This window comes from Pseudomonas resinovorans NBRC 106553, assembly GCF_000412695.1.
In the GTDB taxonomy this organism is placed as follows: Bacteria; Pseudomonadota; Gammaproteobacteria; order Pseudomonadales; family Pseudomonadaceae; genus Metapseudomonas; species Metapseudomonas resinovorans_A.
Genome location: NC_021499.1, coordinates 3,464,607 through 3,479,475, shown reverse-complemented (window position 1 = coordinate 3,479,475; position 14,869 = coordinate 3,464,607). Strand labels below are relative to the sequence as shown.

The window sequence follows — 14,869 nt, the reverse complement described above, 5'->3', positions numbered from 1 at the left end:
CCTATGGAGGGGCAGAGGGCATTTCGATAATCGCCTCCGACACGACCGGCCCGCCCGTTCGTCAACCCACAGCGGAGAGCGTCATGCACAACAACAAGATCGACCAAGCCCGTATGTCCCGCCTCGCCCTCGCGGCGGCGGTAGCCCTGGCCAGCCAGCAGGCCGCCGCCGAGATCGTCCTCTACGACAAGGACCAGACCACCTTCTCCACCGATGGCTACGTCAACGCCTTCTACGTCAACAGCGACGTGGACCGCGACGGCGAACAGTTCGATCGCCGCCAGTCGCGGGTGAAGATGGGTTTCCTGCCGAACTGGATCGGCTTCAACATGGGCAAGCAGGTGGATGACATCAAGCTCGGCGCGCGCTCGTCCTTCTGGGTCACCATCAACGACAGCGAGACCAACGGCACCGCCACCGCCATCGACGTCCGCCAGTTCTACGGCACCGCCGGCGGCGACTGGGGCGAGGTGCTGGTGGGCAAGGACTTCGGCCTGTTCGCCCGTTCCAACATCCTCCTCGACGAATTGCTGGCCGGCTACGGTCAGGTCAGCGACACCCTGGGCCTGGTGGATGGCGGCGGCGTGTCCTTCGGCAACATCGGCAGCGGCTATCCCTATCCGTTCCCCACCTCGCAGATCACCTACCGCAGCCCGAAGAGCGACGGCCTGCGCGCCGCCGTGGGCATCATGGACCCGGTGGACACCAACGACGACAGCCCCACCGGCAAGGCCTACCAGGAAAACCCGCGCTTCGAGTCGGAGATCACCTACGAATTCGACCTGGGCGGGGCGCAGATCTACTCCTGGGTCAACGGCGCCTACCAGACCTCGGAAAACACCGATCCCAACGTCGACACCGTCACCTCCAAGGGCCTGGGCTACGGCGTGCAGGCCAGGATGGGCGCCGTTACCCTGGTGGGCTCGGGCTTCCAGGCCAAGGGCATCAACCCCTTCTTCACCAACAACGCCGGCGAACCCACCCTGCGCGAGGTGGACAGCGACGGCTACCTGCTGCAGGGCTCCTACCGTTTCGGCAAGAACCGCGTGGCGCTGTCCTACGGCAAGACCAAGGATGACGGCAACGGCGTGGTCAACACCGGCGCCGACTACGAGACCCGTGGCGTGGCCCTGTTCCACGACATCAACGACAACCTCAAGCTGGTGGCCGAGTACAACCAGTTCGAGATCGACGGCCACGAGGGCGATGCCCAGAACGAAGACACCGACACCTTCGCCGTGGGCGCCGTGCTGAGCTGGTAAGTCGCAACTCCGATTGCTCCGTGTTTGGCGGGAGCGGCCCAGGCCCTCCCGCCTTTTTTGCGTTGCTCGGTCCTGCACAATTCTTTCTTGTGTAGGAGCGATTTCAATCGCGAAGCAGGACGAAGTCCTGCCCATGGGGGCCTGGGCCGGCTGTGCCGTCCTATCGCGAATGAATTCGCTCCTACAAGTGTTCCCGCACGGACTCCTACCTTCGGACTAGCCCGCCCGCTACCCAAGAAGGATGGGGAGCGCCCCACACCCTCCGTAGAATTTCCCCATCGAATCCATGGCTTTTACGTGAGGTGGGGGATGCTCGAAGAACCGGCAGAGGGCGTCGTCACCGCCATGTCCCTGGCCAGCGAGGCCGAAGCCGTGGCCCAGGACCTGGCGCGCCAGCTCATCCATCCGCACCTGGGCTTCGTCTTGTTCTTCTGCTCGGCGGAATACGACCTCCAGGCCCTGGGCCAGGCCCTGGAACAGTACTTCGGCGGCGTACGCCTGGTGGGCTGCACCAGCGCCGGCGAGATCACCCCCCAGGGCTACGGGCGCAATTGCGTCAGCGCGGTGGGCTTCGACCACCGCAGCTTCTCCATCGCCAGCGCCCTGGTGGACGAGATGGACCGCTTCGGCCTGATCGACGCCCAGCAGCTGGTGGAGCGCCTGGTGCAGGACTGCCGGGCCAACTCCCTGGCGCCGATCAAGGGCCACAGCTTCGCCCTGACCCTGCTGGACGGCCTCTCCAGCCGCGAGGAGGTGGTGCTGGCCGCCCTGGGCGCGGCATTCGGCAGCATCCCGCACTTCGGTGGCTCGGCCGCCGACGACCATCACCTCAAGCACACCCACGTCTACTGCGAGGGGCGCTTCCATGCCGGTGCGGCGGTGGTGGTGCTGGTCAACACGGCGCTGGACTTCGAGGTGTTCAGCACCCACCACATCGTCCCCGGCAGCGAGAAACTGGTGGTCACCCGCGCCGACAACACCAGTCGGCGCGTGCTGGAACTCAACGCCGAGCCGGCGGCGGACGTCTACGCGCGGCTGATCGGCGTGACCCCGGCCGAGCTGGACCTGCGCCTGTTCGCCGCCCACCCGCTGGCTGTGCGCCTGGGGGATTCCTACTACGTGCGCTCCGTGCAGCGGGTCAACGCCGACCGCAGCCTCAGCTTCTACTGCGCGGTGGAGAACGGCATCGTCCTCACCGCCATGCGCACCGGCCCCTTGTTGCCCAACCTCGACGCCCTGTTCCAGCGCCTGGAAGCGCGCCTTGGCCCGCCCCTGCTGACCATCGGCTGCGACTGCTTCCTGCGCCGCCTGGAGATCGAGGGCGACGCCCAGGTGCTGGGCCGCACCTCGGAGATCCTGCGCACGCAGCGGGTCATCGGCTTCAACTCCTACGGAGAGCAGTTCAATGGCATGCACATCAACCAGACCTTCACCGGAGTCGCCATCGGCCGCCGGGGTGGCAATGGCGGCCGCTGAACAGCAGGACCGCCTGGCGGCCCTGGAGGAAGAGAACCGCAAGCTCAGGCGGATCAACGCCGCGCTGATCGAGCGGGTGGAGTCCAGCGCCTCGCGCCGCGACGACAGCTACGCGGCCTTCCAGCATTCGGTGGTGCTGGCCGAGCAGGTGCGCGAACGCACCGACGCCCTGAACGAAGCCATGGCCGAGCTCAAGGCCAGCAACCGCCTCTTGAGCGACGCCCGGCTGCGGGCGGAAACCGCCCACCAGCACCTGATCGACGCCATCGAGAGCATCTCCGACGCCTTCGTGCTGTTCGACCGTGACCAGCGCATCGTGCTGTTCAACAGCCGCTTCAAGTCCTTCTGGGCGCGTACCCGCGCGCGCATCTGCGCCGGCACCCGACTCACGGAAATCCGCCGCCTGGCCGAGAGCACCGGGCTGATAGTCGAAGAACACCGGGGCAGCGACGGCAACGTCCTCTATCGCCTGCACGACGGACACTGGGTGCAGGTCAGCGAGCGGCCCACCCGCGAAGGCGGGCTGGTGATCCTCTACACCGACATCACCGAGGTGAAGCAGAGCGAGACCGCGCGTCGCGAGCAGGCCCTGGCGCAGAAGTCGCGGTTGCTGCAACGGGCCGTGGACAACCTCTCCCAGGGCGTGGCCATGGTCAGCGCCGAGGGCATCCTGGAGCTCTGGAACCATCGCTTCCTGGAACTCTGCGACCTGGCCCCGGTGGAGGCGCACCGCAGCTTCGCCAGTGTCATGGCCGACAGCGCACTGCCCCTGCTCACCCCCGCCAGCCGCGATGCCGGGGACCGGCCGCTGCTGGAGATGGAGCAGCGCCTGTACAACGGCCGGGTGCTGGAAGTGCGCACCCATCCGCTGCCCACCGGCGGCTTCGTCAACACCTTCACCGACATCACCGAGCGCTACCGCCATGCCGAGGCCCTGGCCGAGAGCGAGCGCTGGATCCGCCTGATCACCGACCATGTGCCGGCACTGATCGCCTACCTCAGCGCGGACCTGGTCTACGAGTTCACCAACAAGGTCTACGAGGAGTGGTACCGCTGGCCGCGCGGCGCGATGCTCGGCCAGAACCTGCGCGAGGTGCACAGCGAGGAACACTGGCGGCGCCTGGAGCCTTACGTGGAGCGGGCGCTGGCGGGCGAGAGCCTGTCCTTCGAGGTCAGCGAGACCAATCACAACGGCCAGGAGCGCTGCATGCTGCGCTCGTACGTGCCCAACCGCCTGGCCAATGGCGACGTGGTGGGCATCTTCGTGTTGATCCGCGACATCACCGAGCGCCGCCGCACCGCCGAGGCCCTGCACCAGGCCTACCAGAACCTCGAACAGCGGGTGCGCGAGCGCACCACCGAACTCACCGCGCTGAACACCCAGCTGCGCCGCGAAATCGACGAGCGCAGCCAGGTGGAACTGCGCCTGCGCGAAGCCAAGGCCGAGGCCGAGCGGGCCAACCTGTCCAAGACCAAGTTCCTCGCCGCCGTCAGCCACGACCTGCTGCAGCCGCTCAATGCCGCGCGGCTGTTCACCAGCGCCTTGCTGGAGCAGCGCGAGGCGCGCTGCAACCTGGCCCTGGTGCGCAACGTCAGCAACTCCCTGGAAGACGTGGAGAACCTGCTGGGCACCCTGGTGGACATCTCCAAGCTGGACGCCGGGGTGATCAAGCCCGACATCGCCCCCTTCGCCGTAAGTGAACTGCTGGACAACCTGGCGGTGGAGTACCGCCAGATCGCCGCCAGCGAAGGCCTGCGCCTGGACTTCGTGGCGAGTTCCGCGTTGGTGCGCAGCGACCTGCAACTGCTGGCGCGGATCCTCCGCAACCTGCTCAGCAATGCCATCCGCTATACGCCCGAAGGACGCATCCTGCTGGGCTGCCGGCGGCGCCGACGGAGCCTGTGGATCGAGGTGCGGGACACCGGCGTGGGCATTGCCGAGGACAAGCTCGGCGAGATCTTCCAGGAGTTCAAGCGCGGCGACATCGTCCGCGAAAAGCAGGATCGGGGCCTGGGGCTGGGCCTGGCCATCGTGGAGAAGATCGCCCGCATGCTCGGTCACCGCATCCACGTGGCCTCGGTGCCGGGCAAGGGCTCGCTGTTCGCCGTGGAAGTGCCCCTGGCGCGGCGGGTGCCGCGGCAGAAACAGGCGCCGGACGAGCCCCGGGCCGTGTTGGAACGGCTGCACGGCGCGCGGGTCTGGGTGCTGGATAACGACGCCGCCATCTGCGCCGGCATGCGCACCCTGCTGGAGGGCTGGGGCTGCCGGGTGATCACCGCACTGTCCGAGGAAGACCTGGCCCGCCAGGTGGACAACTTCCACGCCGAGGCCGACCTCCTGATCGCCGACTACCACCTGGACAACGACTGCAACGGCGTCGATGCCGTGGCCACCATCAACGCCCGCCGCAGCACCCCGCTACCGGCGCTGATGATCACCGCCAACTACAGCAACGAACTCAAGCAGCAACTGCGCGACCTCGGCCACACCCTGATGCACAAGCCCGTGCGGCCCATGAAGCTGAAGACCGCCATGAGCCACCTCTTGGGGCAGTAGGTTGGCTAGAGGAACAGCAGGATAAAGGTCTCGTGCGAGGTTGGCGTCTGCTGAGATCGTAGGATGGGTTGAGCGAAGCGATACCCATCAATGCGGTGATGGGTATCGCAGGCTCAACCCATCCTACGGAGCTATGTGATCCTATGGGCTTATGCCTTCTGCACCACCGGTTGGAACTTCGCGCGCAGCACCAGGGCGATGCCGCCCAGCACCGCCACCGACACCAGTGCCAGGCGCAGGCTGATGGCTTCGCCCAGCAGCAGGGCGCCGCCGAGGGCGGCGAGCACCGGGACGCTCAGTTGCACGCTGGCGGCCTGCAAGGCACCGAGGCCGGGCAGGGCGCTGTACCAGATGGCGTAGCCGATGCCCGAGGTCAGGGCGCCGGACAGCACGGCGTAGATCAGCCCCGGCACATCCCAGCTCAACTGGCCCATGAACGGCAGCAGGAACAGCGCGGCCAGCGGCAAGGCGCGGATGAAGTTGCCCGCGGTGGCCGCCAGCGGCACACCGGCCTGGCGCCCGAGCAGGGTATAGGCGCCCCAGGCAAGACCCGCCAACAGCATCAGCAGGCCGGCGGTCAGCGGCGGCGCGCTGGCCCCAGGCAACAGCAGGACCACCAGGCCGCCGCTGGCCAGGGCGAAGCCCAGTGCCTGCTGCAGGTTGAGGCGTTCCCCGCGCAGCAATCCGAACACCACCATGCACAGTTGCACCGCGCCGAACAGCAGCAGCGCCCCGGCGCCGGCGTCCAGTTGCAGGTAGGCGTAGGAGAAGGCCGCGGCGTAGACGAACAGCGCGGCGGCCGCGCGCCAGTTGCCGGTGGCCGCCAGGGGTTGGCGGCGCAGGCGCAGCAGCAGCCAGAGCATCAGCGCGCCGGAGGCGATGCGGATGGCGGTGAAACTCACCGCATCCAGTGCGGTTTCCTTGAGGGCGAGGCGGCAGAGCAGGGAATTGCCGGCGAAGGCCAGCATGGCCAGGGCGGTGAGCAGCAGCACGCGAGCGGCGGGCATGGTGGTCCTTAGGGGCGTGCCCCGGTTTTCAGCGACGCAGGTAGGCGGCGAAGTCGATATCGCCGGCCGAGAGGATGGCCTGCACCCGGTTGTGCACGTTGAGCTTGCGCAGGATGGCCGAGACGTGGGCCTTCACCGTGGTCTCGGCGATGTCCAGGTTGTAGGCGATCTGCTTGTTGGATTCGCCCTTGGTCATGCGTTCCAGCACCAGCAGCTGCTTGCGGGTCAGGGCCTGCAGCAGTTCCGGCGCAATGACCGATTCGTCGTGGTGGCGGCGGGGCGAGGACTTCTGGGTGCGGATGATGTCGGAGGGCAGGTAGACGTTGCCGTTGAGGATCTGCTCGATGGCGTCGGTCATCTGCGCCCGTGGCGAGGACTTGGTGATGAAGCCCACCGCCCCGTAGGTGATGGCCTGCAGCACCACCTGCTTGTCCTGTTCGGCCGAGACGATCACCACCGGCACGGTGGGCGCCTCGTTGCGCAGGTTGATCAGGCCGTTCAGGCCGTGCATGCCGGGCATGTTCAGGTCCAGCAGGATCAGATCCAGGTCGTCGTGTTCCTGGGTCAGCAGCAGGGCGCTGTCCAGGTCGGCGGTTTCCATCACTTCGCTTTCCGGGAAGCCGTCGCTGATGACGTTGTGGATGGCCTCGCGGAACAGCGGGTGGTCGTCGGCAATCAGAATCTTGTACACGGCCTTTCACCTCGTTTTTTTCATTATGGTGCGGCTTGCCCGGTGGCGCCGGGTCAGGGGAGGGGAGCGGGACGGGCGGGCACCAGCGGCAGGCCGGCCTGTTCCCAGGCGTCGATGCCGTCACGGTACCAGTAGAGGTTGCGGTAGCCCAGTGCGGCGGCGCGCTTGACCGCATTCCAGCTCGCCCAGCAGTCGGAGCGGCAGTAGAACACCAGGGGGCGGTCCAGGCTGCCTTCGCTGGCCTCGCGCAGGTTGCGGCTGAAGTAGTCCTGCCACTGGGGGCTCAGCTCGCCGTCGCCGGCGTTGGCCAGCCACAGGCTGCCCGGCAGGTTGGCGTGGGGTTCGTCCTCGATGAAGCGGCCGTGCAGCCACTGGCGGCGGTAGACGTCGATCAGCCGGGTGTCGGGCTGCGCCGCCAGCAGGGCCTGGAGCTGCGCGGTATCCAGGGTGCGGCCGGCGTCGGCCTGGGCGGGTGTCGGGCTGCGGTAGCGCGTCAGGCGGTAGCCGTCGGCGGAGAACAACGGAGTGTCGGGCACCTCGCCGGCGACGGCGGGCAGTGCCAGGAGCAGGCAGGTGAGGCAGGCGACCAGGCGCTTCATGGCGTTCGCTCGGTTTTTGTTATGGGGCCATTACAGGCCAGCGCCGCTGCTTTTGGAATTCGACGTTGAGAGGGGTAAACCGCTACCAAAGTAGTAATTCGCCCCCGGCGGATAACACCGGGAGCACTCAACCGGCCTTGCGCAGGGCCGCGTGCTGGGGGTTGAAGCTCAGCACCGCGGCCAGGGCGAAGAGCGCGGTAAGCCCCAGGCACACGCCCACCGCCAGGGCGTTGAAGCGTCCGTAGAGGGCGAAGCGCACCATCTCCACCGCATGAGTGAAGGGGTTCAGCGCACAGAGCCAATAGAGCCACTGGCTGGCCTCCTGCATCTTCCACAACGGGTAGAGCGCCGAGGAAAGGAAGAACAGCGGGAAGATCACGAAATTCATCACCCCGGCGAAGTTCTCCAACTGGCGGATGCCATTGGACAACAGCAGCCCCAGGGCACTCAGCAGCAGGGCCGCCAGCAGCAGGGCGGGGAAGGCCGCCACCAGGCCGAAGGCCGGCGGCTGCACGCCGTAGAGCCAGGCGATGGCGAGGAAGGCGTAGACCTGCAGCAACGACACCAGCGCCGTGGCCAGCAGCTTGGCCGCCAGCAGGAAGGGTCGGGGCAGGGGGCTGGTGAGCAAGAGGCGCATGCTGCCCATCTCGCGGTCGTAGACCATCGACAGCGAGCCCTGCATGCCGTTGAACAGCAGGATCATGCAGGCCAGGCCGGGGACGATGTAGGTCTCGTAGGGGATGTAGGTGTCGTAGGGCTCGATGATGGAAATCCCCAGGGCCGCGCGAAAACCGGCGGCGAACACCAGCAGCCACAGCAGCGGGCGCACCAGGGCGCTGAGGAAACGGGTGCGCTGCAGCACGAAGCGCAGCCATTCGCGCAGCAGGATGCCGCGCAGGCAGTGCCAGTAGGCGGTCATGTTCGGGGTCTCCGCAAGGGCCGGGTGTGACGTTCTGTAGGAGCGATTTCAATCGCGATGCGGGCCGAAGGACCGCCATTGGATGTCCATGGGGACGGCTGCGCCGTCCTTTCGCGAATGAATTCGCTCCTACAGGTTTGGTTCTGCTGGTACTGGTTCACGCCGTCAACCGCTCGAAGGCCGCCGCCACGCCGCCTTCGCCCAGGCTGGCGGCCGCGCCATCGGCCGCCAGGCGGCCATTCTGCAGCACCAGCAGGTGGTCGGTGGGTTGCAGCTCGTCCAGCAGGTGGGTGGTCCAGAGCACCGTCACGCCCTGTTCGCGGCAAAGCTGGCGCACGTGGCGATTGAGGCCGTTGCGGCTGGCCGGGTCGAGGCCGGCGCTGGCTTCGTCGAGCAGCAGCAGGCGCGGTTCGTGGAGCAGGGCGCGGGCGATTTCCACCCGGCGACGGTGGCCGCCGTTGAGCAGGCGCACCTTGTCGCGGCGGCGCGGGGTCAGTTGCTGGCGTTCCAGCTCACGCTCGATGCGCAGTGTCGCCAGCTTGCCGGGCAGGCCGTGCAGCGCCGCGTGGTAGCGCAGGTTCTGTTCCACCGACAGGTCGAGGTCCAGGGTGCTCTGCTGGAACACTACCCCCAGCTGGGCCAGGGCCTTGCGCGGTTCGCGCCGCAGGGAATGGCCGAATACGGCGATCTCACCCCGTTGCAGGTCGTAGAGCCGGGTGAGCAGGGCGATCAGGGTGGACTTGCCGGCGCCATTGGGCCCGAGCAGGGCGTTGAAGCTGCCCGGCGCCAGGGCGAAGCCGACCCCATCCAGGGCCGGACGAGGGCCGTAGGTGAAGCCCACGTCGGTCAGTTCCAGGGCGTTCACGGGGTCACCGCCACACCCCAGGGGTAGCGGCCGACCTTGATCGACTTGGTGACCTTGAGGTCGTCCACGTCTATCACCGACACGTCGCCGCTGATGCCGTTGGTGGCCAGCAGGCGCTTCTCATCGGGAGTGAACGCCAGGTGCCAGACGCGCCGGCCCACCAGCAGGTAGTCCAGCACCTCGTAGGTTTTCGCATCCACCACCGCCACATGGTTGGCCGGGCCCAGGGCGACGAAGGCGTACTTGCCGTCGCGGGTCAGCTTGACCCCCACCGGCTGCACCTTGTCCGGGTGCACACCCTTGATCTGGAACTTCAGCACCTTCTGCACCTGGCGGCTGGGCACATCCACCACCGTGACCGTGCCGCCGATTTCCGCCGAGGCCCAGAGCTGCTTGCCGTCGTGGCTGAACTCCACGTGGCGCGGGCGCTGGTCCACCAGGGTGTTGTCCACCAGCTGCTGGGTGGAGGTGTCGATCCAGTGCAGCATGTTGGTGGTTTCGCTGGTGTTGATCGCCCACTTGCCGTCCGGGCTCACCGCCATCCCCTCGGGTTCAACCCCCACGTCTATCTGCGCCAGCACCTGGTCGCTCTGGGTGTCCACCACCGTCACCAGCGCATCGTCCTCGTTGGAGATGTACAGCCAGCGGTCGTTGGGGTGCAGGGCGAACTGCTCGGGGTCGGCGCCGGAGGGCAGCTCCTTGATGATCTTGCGGGTGGCCAGGTCCATCACCTGCACCGTGTCCGAGTCGCTGGCGCAGATGTACAGCAGCTTGTTGTCGCTGGACAGCAGCAGGCCGCGCGGGCGCTTGCCCACCTCCAGGCTGCCGGTGACCTCCAGGGTGTCGAGGTCGATCACGCTGATACTGTTGTCCTTTTCGTTGGACACATAGGCGGTGGCGGCCAGGGCCTGGCCGGCGAACAGCAGCAGGGCGGAGCCGAGGGTGAGGGCGGGGGACATGGCGAAATTCCTTCTTGTAGTTGTTGGGGGGAGGCTCGGTTGTCAGGAGCCGGCGAAGGCCTTGCAGGCGGTTTCCGGGCGGTCGAAGCCGAGGCTGTCGAGTTCGCTGGTGGGGTGCAGGAAGCCTTCCTGGGGCGAGGTGCTCACCAGGGCGCGGGGGTGGACCAGGGGAATGGGTTGGCGCAACTGGCCGTCCCAGTCGCGGTAGCTCAGCTTGCGGCCCTTGAAGCCGTCCAGCGGCAGGTCGGCTGACAACGCCAGTTTGCGAATGGCCTGGGCGTCGGCCGTTTTCAGGCGGGTGACGGCGCTGGCGATGCTGCGCACGGCGATCCAGGCGGCGAAGTCGCGGTCGTTCATCCAGCGCCCGGCCAGTTCCTCGAAGCGCTTCTGCAACTGGGCGGCGCCGTAGGTCTCCACCGTCTTGTGCCAGCCGGTGGGCGTCAGGCCCTGGGTGCCGGCCACCGGGCGCGGGTACCAAGTGTTGTAGGGCAGGTATTCGCCGAAGTCGCCGCGCTCGTCCGCCACCAGCACCACGTCGTACTCGCTGGCCTGGGTGAACAGCGGTATGTCGGCCTGGGCGCTGCGGCGCTGGTCGTTGTCGAAGGTCCAGGGCTTCTCGCCGACTATCTTGCCACCGAAGCGTGCGGCGGCGCGGCGCAGTGCGGCGGCGTAGGCCTGGTCGTCGGCGGTGCTGCCGGTCACCAGCAGCCAGCGCTGCCAGCGGCGCACGGCGAGAAACTGGGCCAGGGCGTCGGCCAGCATGGCGCGGTTGGGCAGGCTGTGCAGCAGGTTGGCGCGGCATTGGGCGCCGCGCAGCTCGTCGCTGGCGCTGCCGGCGTTGAACAGCAGGCTGTCGGGCAGGGCGTCGGCCAGTTGCAGCAGTTGCTCGGCCGGGGCGTTGACCACGAACAGGCGCAGGCCCTGGTCATGCAGGGCGCGGGCGCGGGCCAACAGCGCCTCCGGGGTGGCGCTGGGCGCGGCGTCCAGGTTGTAGCGCTGCTTGAGGAAGCGCCCGGTGCTGTTGCTGTCGATGATCGCCAGCTCGGCGCCGCGCAGGCCGGCATCAAGGGGCTCTGGGATGACATTGGACAGCAGCGGGCCGCGCTCCGGCTCCCAGGCCAGGTAGCCGATGCGCACCTCCAGGCCTTCATCGGCGTGGACTTCGATGGCGATCAGGGCGGCGCTGGTGAGGGCCAGCAGGTAGGCCAGGCCGTGGAGCAGGTAATGACGCATGGGGTGGCTCCTTGGAACGTGGAGCCAGCATAGGAAGGGGGGGAGCCGCGGAAAATATGCAGAAAGTACCGGTTGGGGCAGTACCAAGGTAGTAGAAGGCCGGGCGTCGTTCGGCCCTAGCATGGCAACACAATAATCTGAGGGAGTCATCGCCATGCGCATCCTCAAGCATCTGTTGCTGCCTGTACTGCTCATCCTCAGCCTGCTGGGCTTCGACGGCGCGCGGCCGGCTCCCGGCCACTGGCAGGCGGGCGGTCAGTCCGCCTCGGGGCAATGAAACCGGCCATGTCCGCACTCTGGCGGATCAACCTCCTCGTGACCCTGTTCTTCCTGCTGGTGGGCGCTGCCTGCCTGGCCCTGATGCTGCGTCAGGCCGGCCAGGACGTGCGCCGCGAACTGGCCGCCGCCGAGGCGGTGGCCGACTACCTGCGTGGCGCCGCCCTGCGCGACCCGGCGGCGCTGCAGGGGCACCTCAGCGGCAACCTGCGCCATGTGCGGGTGCACCGTCTCGACCAGCCGACCTCGGAGCCTGAACCCGGCCCGCTGCAGCGGGCCCTGGGCCACTGGCTGTATCCGGCAGGGGACACCGAGGGCGAGACGCTGCTGCTGGCGGATGGCAGCCGGGTGCGGATCAGCGTCGACCCCCGCGACGAAGTGGACGAAATCCGCGACTCCCTGCAGCAACTGCTGCTGCTCTTCGCAATGGCCCTGGGCCTCAGCCTGCTGGTGATCCACTGGGCGGTGCGGCGCGGCCTGCGGGTGCTCGACGAACTGCTGGCCGCCCTGCAGCAGGTGTCCCATGGCGACCTGCAAGCGCGCCTGCCGCCGCATTCCTCGGCCGAGTCCCAGCGGCTGGCCGGGCACTTCAACCGCATGGCCGCCTCCCTGGAACGGGTCAAGGCGGAGAACGCCGAACTCACCCAGGCCCTGCTGGCGTTGCAGGAGCGCGAGCGCCGGCAACTGGCCCAGGCCCTGCACGACGACCTGGGCCAATACCTGGCGGGCATCCGCGCGCAGCTGTTCCTGCTGCGCAGCATGAGTGGCCAGTTGCCCCTGGTGCAGCGCACCGCCCAGGCCCTGGAGAGCAATTGCCAGCACCTGCAGGAGGGCTTCCGCACCCTGGTGCGCGACCTTTATCCGGTGGTACTGGAGCGCCTGGAACTGACCGATGCCATCCGCCTGCTCGGCCAGCAGTGGCAGCAGGCCCACGGCATCGCCTGTCGCATGCAGCTGGACGAAGCGTTGCCGGCGCTTTCCGGGGAGGCCAAGGCCCATCTCTACCGTCTGCTGCAGGAGGCCCTGACCAACGTGGCCCGCCACGCCGGTGCCGGCGAGGTGCGCATTCGCCTGCGGGCCGGCCGGCATCGCCTGCGCCTGGTGGTGCGCGATAACGGCCGTGGCGCCGAACACCTGGGCACTGGCGGCATCGGTCTGCGCTCGATGCGCGAGCGGGCGCGCTGCCTGGGCGGCGAGCTGCGCCTGCTGACCCGTCCTGGCGCGGGCCTGGTCGTGCAGCTCAATGTGCCCCTGGAAGGAGACCGAGCATGAGAATCCTGTTGGTGGACGACCATGCCGTGGTGCGCCAGGGCTACGCGGCGCTGCTCTGTGCGCTGTTGCCCGAGGTGCGGGTGAGCGAGGCGGGCAGCGGCGAGGAGGCCCTGCACAAGGTGCAGGAGGAGATTCCCAACCTGGTGATAGTCGATGTAGGCCTGCCCGGCATCAGCGGCCTGGAGGTCACCCGCCGGCTGCGCCAGCGTCTGCCGCAGCTGCGGGTGCTGTTCTTCAGCATGCACGACGAACTGCCGCTGGTGCGCCAGGCCCTGGACGCCGGCGCCGCCGGCTACATCACCAAGAGCTCGCCGCCGGAAGTGCTGCTGGAAGCGGTGCGGCGCATACTTGCCGGCCACCCCTACATCGAACAGCCCCTGGCCACCCAACTGGCCTGCCAGCAACGGGACGACCCGCGCCTGCGCGGCATCACCCAGCGGGAATTCGAGATCTTCGTCATGCTCGCCCGTGGCCTGCCACCCCGGGAAATCGCCGAGCGGCTGTGCATCAGTAGCAAGACCGTGTCCAACTACCTGACCTTGCTCAAAAGCAAGCTGCAGGTGGAGTCCCAGGCCGAGCTGGTGCACCTGGCCATCGACACCGGCGTGCTGCGGGTGGCGGCGGTGTAGCGTCCCCTCACCCCGATCGGTGCGGAGCCGTGAAAACGTGGATCACGCCTCACCGATCCACCAGCGCAAGCTCCCGGCGAGCGCCGAATGGTGGAAATGAACAGCGATTTCCACCCTACGCGGGATCAACCACACCCGGCGCCGTCACGACAGCGCCTTGCGCTCCGGCACCTCGCCGCGCAGGCGCGGCATGTCTTCAAAGCGAATCCACAACGAACCCTGCCACTCCATCAGGTTCAGCGGCTGGCCCTGCCAGCTCAAAAGCCGGCGGCGCGGTTGCTGGGCTGGGCTGGATTGGCGGCCGAGGGCCGGCACCACCTCGTCGCTGATCCAGCGGCGCAGGCTGCGGTGTTCCGGGTGGAAGTAGTGCACCAGCAGCAACTGGTGCAGGCCGCTCTCGTTCACCAGCCGCTCCAGGCTGAAGCCGCCGTCTTCCAGGCGGATCAGCTCGTCGCGCAGCTGGTCATCGTCCAGCTTGCGGGTGAAGTCGGTATCGGTGCGAATGCTGGCGAGCCTGGCCAGGTCGCGGCTGACGAACCAGGGGCGGTCGTCGATGAGCAGGGCGCGCAGGGGCAGGCGAAAGCGCTGGAAGCGGGTGGGGATGCGGTAGTCAGTCATGGCGCACCTCCGAAGGGAGGTGGGACGGCAGGGCGTGGGCTCTCATGTTCGAACTCCTTGTTGGAACCGAGTAGCCGCCACCGAGGGAAGGGTGGCGGACCGTGCAGGGTTAGAACCCCGGTCAATAAACGCAAAAACCCGGTGGGCAAAAGCCCACCCCGCACGGTCCGCCATAGACAGCCGAGATGCGACGAACTGACGGGCAGTACACCGGTCTCGCTTATGGCGTGTGCGTTTATCGAATTTGACGGGGGTTCTAAGCCCGGTTGCCACCGAAGCGGCAACGGAGCGAGAAGCTATCGGCGGGAAATGTAGGAAGGCAAGTCGGTTGATAAGTAAGAAAGTTCGGATTGACCACTATCGAGATGGCGAAGTGATCAGGCTTTCTTGTTGTCGAAAGTTTTAATTATTTTCAGAAAATTCTGATTAAGCAGCTGGCGTAGACTGCTGGATTGGAAGTTATCAAAGGGTAGGTTTGTCATTATTTTCTGTAGTTCCTGTCAGGC

Annotated in this window: 14 protein-coding genes; 6 read left to right on the top strand and 8 right to left on the bottom strand. The window is 67.3% G+C overall.

From position 1 onward, the window contains the following. Positions 1-83: 83 nt before the first annotated feature. The 3 genes from PCA10_RS15620 to nahK all read left to right on the top strand — a co-directional run bounded on the left by PCA10_RS15620 (position 84) and on the right by nahK (position 5,295). Positions 84-1,262: a porin gene (locus PCA10_RS15620; protein ID WP_016493033.1), complete on the top strand. Its 1,179-nt coding sequence runs from the start codon at positions 84-86 to the stop codon at positions 1,260-1,262. Between the two features lie 309 nt (positions 1,263-1,571). After that, positions 1,572-2,738, top strand: coding sequence for a nitric oxide-sensing protein NosP (gene nosP / locus PCA10_RS15615; RefSeq protein WP_016493032.1), 1,167 nt, complete (start codon positions 1,572-1,574; stop codon positions 2,736-2,738). Then, positions 2,725-5,295, top strand: coding sequence for a hybrid sensor histidine kinase/response regulator NahK/ErcS' (nahK, locus tag PCA10_RS15610; protein ID WP_016493031.1), 2,571 nt, complete (start codon positions 2,725-2,727; stop codon positions 5,293-5,295). The genes nosP and nahK overlap by 14 nt, the downstream gene beginning before the upstream one ends. Before the next feature lie 149 nt (positions 5,296-5,444). On the opposite strand, the gene PCA10_RS15605 is transcribed toward nahK, so the two are convergent. The 7 genes from PCA10_RS15605 to PCA10_RS15575 form a co-directional block, all read right to left on the bottom strand. Then, the gene (locus PCA10_RS15605; RefSeq protein WP_016493030.1) at positions 5,445-6,302 is read right to left on the bottom strand and encodes an EamA family transporter; all 858 of its coding nucleotides are present in this window, start codon (positions 6,300-6,302) and stop codon (positions 5,445-5,447) included. A gap of 28 nt (positions 6,303-6,330) precedes the next feature. Further along, on the bottom strand, positions 6,331-6,993 hold the full coding sequence (locus PCA10_RS15600; RefSeq protein ID WP_016493029.1) for a response regulator transcription factor: 663 nt from the start codon (positions 6,991-6,993) through the stop codon (positions 6,331-6,333). A 53-nt stretch (positions 6,994-7,046) separates the two neighbouring features. Further along, a complete protein-coding gene (locus PCA10_RS15595; RefSeq protein ID WP_016493028.1) occupies positions 7,047-7,592 on the bottom strand; it encodes a PQQ-dependent catabolism-associated CXXCW motif protein in 546 nt (181 codons plus the stop codon). A gap of 127 nt (positions 7,593-7,719) precedes the next feature. Next, positions 7,720-8,511, bottom strand: a complete 792-nt coding sequence (locus tag PCA10_RS15590) for an ABC transporter permease (protein ID WP_016493027.1) — start codon at positions 8,509-8,511, stop codon at positions 7,720-7,722. Positions 8,512-8,668: 157 nt separating this feature from the next. Further along, complete coding sequence (locus PCA10_RS15585) at positions 8,669-9,376, bottom strand: ABC transporter ATP-binding protein (RefSeq protein ID WP_016493026.1); 708 nt, start codon at positions 9,374-9,376, stop codon at positions 8,669-8,671. Next, entirely contained in the window at positions 9,373-10,335 is a 963-nt protein-coding gene (locus PCA10_RS15580; protein WP_016493025.1) for a YVTN family beta-propeller repeat protein, read from the bottom strand. The genes PCA10_RS15585 and PCA10_RS15580 overlap by 4 nt, the downstream gene beginning before the upstream one ends. Positions 10,336-10,377: 42 nt before the next feature. Further along, complete coding sequence (locus tag PCA10_RS15575; RefSeq protein WP_016493024.1) at positions 10,378-11,568, bottom strand: ABC transporter substrate-binding protein; 1,191 nt, start codon at positions 11,566-11,568, stop codon at positions 10,378-10,380. A 154-nt stretch (positions 11,569-11,722) separates the two neighbouring features. Here PCA10_RS15575 and PCA10_RS31170 point away from each other — a divergent pair, with 154 nt between their 5' ends. Genes PCA10_RS31170 through PCA10_RS15565 form a run of 3 tightly spaced genes read left to right on the top strand, consistent with a single transcriptional unit; the run spans position 11,723 to position 13,745 of the window. Next, positions 11,723-11,845, top strand: a complete 123-nt coding sequence (locus tag PCA10_RS31170; protein ID WP_269451112.1) for a hypothetical protein — start codon at positions 11,723-11,725, stop codon at positions 11,843-11,845. A gap of 8 nt (positions 11,846-11,853) precedes the next feature. Further along, positions 11,854-13,116, top strand: a complete 1,263-nt coding sequence (locus tag PCA10_RS15570; protein ID WP_016493023.1) for a HAMP domain-containing sensor histidine kinase — start codon at positions 11,854-11,856, stop codon at positions 13,114-13,116. Continuing rightward, positions 13,113-13,745, top strand: a complete 633-nt coding sequence (locus PCA10_RS15565) for a response regulator transcription factor (RefSeq protein ID WP_016493022.1) — start codon at positions 13,113-13,115, stop codon at positions 13,743-13,745. The genes PCA10_RS15570 and PCA10_RS15565 overlap by 4 nt, the downstream gene beginning before the upstream one ends. A 144-nt stretch (positions 13,746-13,889) precedes the next feature. On the opposite strand, the gene PCA10_RS15560 is transcribed toward PCA10_RS15565, so the two are convergent. After that, positions 13,890-14,363, bottom strand: coding sequence for a BRO-N domain-containing protein (locus PCA10_RS15560; protein ID WP_016493021.1), 474 nt, complete (start codon positions 14,361-14,363; stop codon positions 13,890-13,892). Between the last annotated feature and the right edge of the window lie 506 nt (positions 14,364-14,869).

Excerpts from the sequence above, each read along its gene's own strand:
- nosP (WP_016493032.1), top strand. The coding sequence starts at position 1,572 with ATGCTCGAAGAACCGGCAGAGGGCGTCGTCACCGCCATGTCCCTGGCC.
- PCA10_RS15620 (WP_016493033.1), top strand. The coding sequence starts at position 84 with ATGCACAACAACAAGATCGACCAAGCCCGTATGTCCCGCCTCGCCCTC.
- nahK (WP_016493031.1), top strand. The coding sequence starts at position 2,725 with ATGGCGGCCGCTGAACAGCAGGACCGCCTGGCGGCCCTGGAGGAAGAG.
- PCA10_RS15595 (WP_016493028.1), bottom strand. The coding sequence starts at position 7,592 with ATGAAGCGCCTGGTCGCCTGCCTCACCTGCCTGCTCCTGGCACTGCCC.
- PCA10_RS15565 (WP_016493022.1), top strand. The coding sequence starts at position 13,113 with ATGAGAATCCTGTTGGTGGACGACCATGCCGTGGTGCGCCAGGGCTAC.
- PCA10_RS31170 (WP_269451112.1), top strand. The coding sequence starts at position 11,723 with ATGCGCATCCTCAAGCATCTGTTGCTGCCTGTACTGCTCATCCTCAGC.
- PCA10_RS15605 (WP_016493030.1), bottom strand. The coding sequence starts at position 6,302 with ATGCCCGCCGCTCGCGTGCTGCTGCTCACCGCCCTGGCCATGCTGGCC.
- PCA10_RS15590 (WP_016493027.1), bottom strand. The coding sequence starts at position 8,511 with ATGACCGCCTACTGGCACTGCCTGCGCGGCATCCTGCTGCGCGAATGG.
- PCA10_RS15580 (WP_016493025.1), bottom strand. The coding sequence starts at position 10,335 with ATGTCCCCCGCCCTCACCCTCGGCTCCGCCCTGCTGCTGTTCGCCGGC.
- PCA10_RS15560 (WP_016493021.1), bottom strand. The coding sequence starts at position 14,363 with ATGACTGACTACCGCATCCCCACCCGCTTCCAGCGCTTTCGCCTGCCC.
- PCA10_RS15570 (WP_016493023.1), top strand. The coding sequence starts at position 11,854 with ATGTCCGCACTCTGGCGGATCAACCTCCTCGTGACCCTGTTCTTCCTG.
- PCA10_RS15575 (WP_016493024.1), bottom strand. The coding sequence starts at position 11,568 with ATGCGTCATTACCTGCTCCACGGCCTGGCCTACCTGCTGGCCCTCACC.